At 45.1% G+C, this 5,805-nt stretch carries 4 protein-coding genes; 2 read left to right on the forward strand and 2 right to left on the reverse strand.

What is annotated here, in order from left to right:
* Nucleotides 1-2,011: DEAD/DEAH box helicase (locus B9J87_RS13835; RefSeq protein WP_254918143.1), on the reverse strand; the 2,011-nt coding region annotated here is incomplete at its 3' end.
* 362 nt (nt 2,012-2,373) lie between these two features.
* Between B9J87_RS13835 and rnb the strand changes: the two genes are divergently transcribed.
* Nucleotides 2,374-4,383, forward strand: coding sequence for an exoribonuclease II (gene rnb, locus B9J87_RS13840; protein WP_094151285.1), 2,010 nt, complete (start codon nt 2,374-2,376; stop codon nt 4,381-4,383).
* Nucleotides 4,384-4,444: 61 nt separating this feature from the next.
* Here the strand turns inward: rnb and B9J87_RS13845 are convergent, their stop codons facing one another.
* Nucleotides 4,445-4,795: a DUF3024 domain-containing protein gene (locus B9J87_RS13845; RefSeq protein WP_026027345.1), complete on the reverse strand. Its 351-nt coding sequence runs from the start codon at nt 4,793-4,795 to the stop codon at nt 4,445-4,447.
* Between the two features lie 174 nt (nt 4,796-4,969).
* On the opposite strand from B9J87_RS13845, the gene B9J87_RS13850 reads away from it, so the two are divergent.
* A complete protein-coding gene (locus B9J87_RS13850; protein WP_172859062.1) occupies nt 4,970-5,791 on the forward strand; it encodes a phosphate ABC transporter substrate-binding protein in 822 nt (273 codons plus the stop codon).
* Nucleotides 5,792-5,805: the final 14 nt, after the last annotated feature.

The raw sequence follows: 5,805 nt of genomic DNA on the forward strand, positions 1-5,805 counted from the left end.
GGCGAATGTGTATAAGAGGACGACTTAACGTACCCGCATTGGCATTAGCACTAGCATTGCCGTGACCACGTTCACCACGGAAGTTACCACGATGGTCGCCACCACGGTTGCGGTCAAAACGACGTTCACCATCACGACCAGTCGCCGCTGCACCGTCACGGTTGCCACGGAAGCCACCTTCACGGCCACCACGACCTGCGCCAGCCGCAGGAGCACCGCCTTCACGATTACGGAAGCCACCGTTTCCGCCTTCACGACGGGCACCACCACCGTTACCACCTTCACGACGACCACGAGACTCGCGGAAGTCATCAAAGTCACATACAACAGCACCGACTTCTTTTTGGCGAATACGCAGTTTACGCAATTTGCCTTCAACATCTGAAGACATTGATTTAGGAAGCTGTACGAATGTATGGCCTTGAGCAAGTTTAATTGCACCAATTGAACCTTTGGTTAAACCAAGTTCATTAGCTAAAGCACCAACGATGTCTTTCACTTGCACGCCTTGCTCACGGCCGACTTGTAACTGATAAGTATCCCAGTCATTGCTCGCAGTACCATATTCGCGGCGACCTTCGCGTCCATCACGGCTATCGCGACCGCCTTCACGGCGTTCACCACGCTCACTACCCTCTTTACGATCACGGCGACGTGATTTTTCACGCTCGATCGCGTCAACCATTGGATCTGGGCCGACATAGAACAGTGGACGATTGCCTTGTTGGCGCTTCAGTAAAATGGCCGCCAGTGTTGTGGCATCAATCTCTAGGCTTTGTTGAAGTTTTTCAATGAGCTCAACAAATTTGTCTAAAGCAGTATGACCTTTGTCAGCTTCTAGCTCTGCACCCAGTTTGATGAGACGAGCTTCAGCAACTTTGTCACGCATTGGAAGTTGAATCTCTTCCATTTGAGAACGAGTTACGCGCTCAATCGTACGCAACATACGAATTTGGTTCGTGCGAACTAGAAGGATCGCTTTACCTTTGCGTCCAGCACGGCCAGTACGGCCAATACGGTGGATGTATGATTCTACATCGAATGGGATATCATAGTTGAACACGTGTGTAATACGTGGAACATCAAGACCACGAGCAACAACGTCTGTCGCAACAAGAATGTCGATTACACCCTGTTTGATATGATCAACCGTGCGCTCACGCAGTGATTGCGGAATATCACCATGAAGCGCTGCCGCTTTAAAGCCACGAGATAATAACCAATCAGCTAAACGCTCGGTGTCTTGACGAGTACGTACAAAGACGATTGACGCATCGGTTTCTTCTGTTTCAAGAAGACGAGCCATCGCTTCATCTTTTTCAACACCTTTAACAACCCAATATTGCTGCTCTACTTTCGCAACAGTTTGGTTTGAACCTGCTACGTCAACACGAGCAGGATCACGTAGGTAACGGTCAACAATCGTCTTCACCATAGGAGGCATAGTCGCAGAGAACAGCACGCGTTGAGCGGTGCCAGGTGCTTGTTCCATGATCCAAGTTACGTCATCAACGAAGCCCATTTTGAGCATTTCGTCAGCTTCATCAAGGACGAAGGTATGACATTCGTCTAAATGAAGGCGGTCACGAGTGATCAAATCTTTTACACGACCAGGTGTGCCAACCACAATATGAGCACCATTTTTCAGAGCGCGCATTTGGTCAACAATAGAAGCACCGCCATAGATCTCAAGTACTTTAAGGCCTTGAATCTTTTGGCCAAGGTTTTTGATTTCTGCCGCAACTTGGATAGCAAGTTCACGAGTTGGTGCCATCACAATTGCTTGTGGCTTGTGTTGAGAAAGGTTTAATTTGTTCAGTAGAGGTAAAGAAAACGCAGCCGTTTTACCTGTACCTGTTTGTGCTTTACCTAGCGCATCTCTTCCTTCAAGAAGAAATGGAATAGCAGCAGCTTGGATAGGAGTTGGAGAAACGAAACCCATTTCATTTAGAGCAGAAAGGATTGAGTCGTTTAGGGCTAATTCACTAAATTGAATTACAGAGTCTTGCATGGAGATCCCACTAGATTAATTAACAAAAGGTCCCACGTGCTCTACCAATTCCAATACCGATCCATTAAAAAGAGCTGAGTTCCGTTCAGATGCGGATAAGTCTTAAAACGCATCAAGCCGCTAGGGACATATAAGGGACGCGGATTATTCCCTAAAAGCATAAAAAAAGCTAGTAAAAATTGAATTACATCACAAAAATTCGTCATAGATGACCATTAAGCTCATTAATTCACCCAAAACGAACACAGAAGCTGCATTTACAGCGCACTGTTAAAGCAGACTAGCAAAAATAACGCTTTCGGTAGTAATCATCCCGCTCAATGATTATAGTGTGCCCAATCGCATTTGTTAGAAAAAGAAACATGTTTCAAGATAATCCGCTCCTTGCTCAACTCAAGCAACAAATCCAAGAGAACTTGCCTAAGAAAGAAGGCACGATAAAAGCCACTGAAAAAGGCTTCGGCTTTTTAGAAGTTGACAGTAAGAACAGCTTCTTTATTCCGCCTCCGTACATGAAGAAATGCCTACACGGAGATAAAGTAGTGGCCATCATTCGCACCGAGAATGAGAAAGAAGTGGCTGAGCCTCAAGAGCTGCTTGAGCCTTCATTAACTCGCTTCATTGGCCGTGTAAAGCTGTACAAAGGTAAGCTGAATGTCACGCCCGATAACCCGCAACTAAAAAGGCAATCGCTGAAAGCCAAGGTGCAAAAAGGATTAAACCCTGAACATTTCTCTGAAGGTGATTGGGTTGTTGCACAGCTTATTAACCATCCACTGAAAGACGATAGCGGCTTTATGGTTGAAATCACCCATAAAATTACGGATGCCAACGATAAGATTGCACCTTGGTGGGTGACTTTAGCTGAAAATGACCTGCCTAACAGTGAGCCGGCTGGTATTGAACATTGGCAGCTAAAAGATGATGCCGACCTACAACGCATCGATATGACCCACCTTCCTTTCGTGACCATCGATGGGGCATCAACTAAAGATATGGATGATGCACTGTTCGCCCAAAGAACCGAGAACGGTGACTTCACATTAACCATTGCTATTGCAGACCCAACCGCATACATCACGCCAGATGACGAGATGGACAGTGTCGCGCGTGAGCGGGGTTTCACTATTTATCTCCCTGGCCGCAATATCCCAATGTTGCCACGTGATTTAGCCGATGATTTGTGTTCGTTGATGGAAAATGAAGTTCGCCCTGCCCTTTGCTGTGCCGTAACAGTGACTAAAGAAGGTGTGATTGGCGATGACATTACCTTTTTTGCGGCCAACATTAAATCGCACGCTCGATTGGTTTATGATCATGTATCAGATTGGTTAGAGACGGGCACTTCTGCCGATTGGCAACCAAGTGACCAAATCGCTTCCGTTGTGCGTGATTTGTATGATTTTTCATTAGCGCGCGCACAATGGCGCGAAACATACGCGGTCGTGTTTCCTGATCACCCTGATTATCGATTTGAACTGAGTGAAGACAACGACGTAGTGGCAATTCATGCGGATCTTCGCCGTAGTGCTAACCGTCTTGTTGAGGAAGCGATGATAACCGCGAATATCTGTGCGGGAAAAACGCTCAAAGCGCATTTTGGCCAAGGCGTGTTCAATACGCACGCGGGGTTCAAACCCGAAAAAATTGCCGATGTTGTCGAATTAGTCAACCCAACGGGTGAGCTTGAATACACTGCCGATAACTTAGCGACTCTAGAAGGCTTTGCCTCTTTACGTCGCTGGTTATGTAAGCAAGAGACCCGCTATCTGGATAATCGTATCCGCAAGTATCAAGCTTACAGTGAAATAGGAAACCAACCTCTTCCGCATTACGCAATGGGTTTGGATATCTATGCCACTTGGACTTCTCCTATCCGTAAATATGGCGATATGATCAACCATCGTATGTTGAAAGCACATATTTTAAACAAAGAGCCCGTACAAACACCGGATGAAACCGTTGGTGAAGAGTTGGCACTACACCGCAAACACCACAAAATGGCCGAACGTAACGTAGGCGACTGGCTCTATGCTAGAACGTTAGTAAACGAACCTAGCAAAGGCACCCGTTTTACGGCTGAAATCTTTGATATCAATCGCGCTGGCATACGCGTACGTCTTTTGGAAAATGGCGCAGCCGCATTCATTCCTGGTTCTTTAATCTTAGACAACAAAGAACGTATTGAATGTAATGCGGAAAGTGGAACGCTGCTTGTCGATAAAGAAGTCGTCTTTAAGCTCGGTGATACGCTCGAAGTCGTGCTCGCAGAAGTGAATATGGAAAACCGCAGTCTGATTGCAAAACCGACTCAGGTTTTCGAACCGTTACCTATACCTTCAGAAGCTAATACCACTACCCAAGGGGAGTGATTTTAGCAGCATAGACATTCCTATCAGGCATTCTTCGGAGTGCCTTTTTATTGCTTATTGATCACCAAAAGTAAGATTTAGGATCTTTTTCAATTTCGCGGATCAACGCCGTCAAATCCGTTGTTTTAGGGAGAAAAGGATACGGCAACCAATCTTCAATTTCTTTATCGGGATCCGTATTGGGAATATACAGCGCCCATTTAGCTTCTTCCCAAATCACTTTCGCCACGATACTTGAATAGTCGCAATGCGTTGAATCTAATTTGTAATGGTGTTTGATGAAGTGCACACCGTTAACGATCGGCTCAAAACAGGATTTGCCTAATTCAACAGACACACTTTGGTTACGATTATGGCAAACAAGCTCTGCTCTTCGTTCTAGTTGACGTTGCAACAAATTCACTACCGCCATTTTACCCTCGCTCAAACACGGCTTCCTGACATCTCGACTATAGCTGACTTCGCTTATCTCTGATATGAAAAACCGTAAGGCTACAAACCACTTACCTTTGTGGTTCACAAAAGTGTCATCTATACGACATATTATGGTGGCTCAATTTTTCTAAATAACCATATTGGAGCCACTATGTTTCGAGTCGCGCTTGCTACACTGCTTTCAACTTTGCTACATACCCAGTTTGCCTTCGCAAGTGAAGTTAATATTTCTGGCTCGACCTCGGTCGCTAGGATCATGGAAGTATTCGCCGAGGACTACAATACCGCACACCCTGAAACTTATATCGCGGTTCAAGCCGTAGGTTCGAGTGCTGGCATCACATTACTGAAAAAAGGTGTCGCAGATATCGCCATGAGCTCGCGCTACCTCACAGAAAGTGAGCAAGATGAGACGATGAACACCCTACCGATTGCCTATGATGGGTTGGCTGTTGTAATCAATCGCTTAAACAGTATTGAAAATCTGACTCGTGAGCAGTTATTTGATATTTATAAAGGGAAAATAACCAACTGGAAACAAGTCGGTGGTGCTGATCAAAAAATCGCAGTTGTAACCAGAGAAGCATCATCAGGTTCCCGCTATAGCTTTGAAAGCTTATTAGGCCTGACTCGTGTGATTAATGATCGCTTAGTGTCAGACATCAGTTCCAATAACTTAGTGGTCAATAGCAATAGTATGGTTAAAACACTGATTAACCATAACCCTCAAGCGATCGGTTTCATCTCTACGGGATCGGTGGATAAATCGATTAAAGCGATAAAATTTGAGGGAGTAGAAGCCACTGCAAAAAATATTGTCACTCATGAATATAAACTTTCCATGCCATTTTTAGTGGTCTATTACCCTGAAAAAATCACTAAAGAGACTCAAGCTTTCATTGCATCTTTAAAATCAGCGGAAGCAAAGGCTCGCATAGAAGAATATGGTTATATTCCTTTGAAAAACAAATAAATACAAAACAGGAG

It is taken from the genome of Vibrio sp. V19_P1S1T109 (assembly GCF_002241375.1).
Lineage (GTDB): Bacteria > Pseudomonadota > Gammaproteobacteria > Enterobacterales > Vibrionaceae > Vibrio > Vibrio anguillarum.

Bases quoted from the DNA above. Each gene is read 5' to 3' on its own strand.
- rnb (WP_094151285.1), top strand. From the start codon at position 2,374: ATGTTTCAAGATAATCCGCTCCTTGCTCAACTCAAGCAACAAATCCAA.
- B9J87_RS13845 (WP_026027345.1), bottom strand. From the start codon at position 4,795: ATGGCGGTAGTGAATTTGTTGCAACGTCAACTAGAACGAAGAGCAGAG.
- B9J87_RS13850 (WP_172859062.1), top strand. From the start codon at position 4,970: ATGTTTCGAGTCGCGCTTGCTACACTGCTTTCAACTTTGCTACATACC.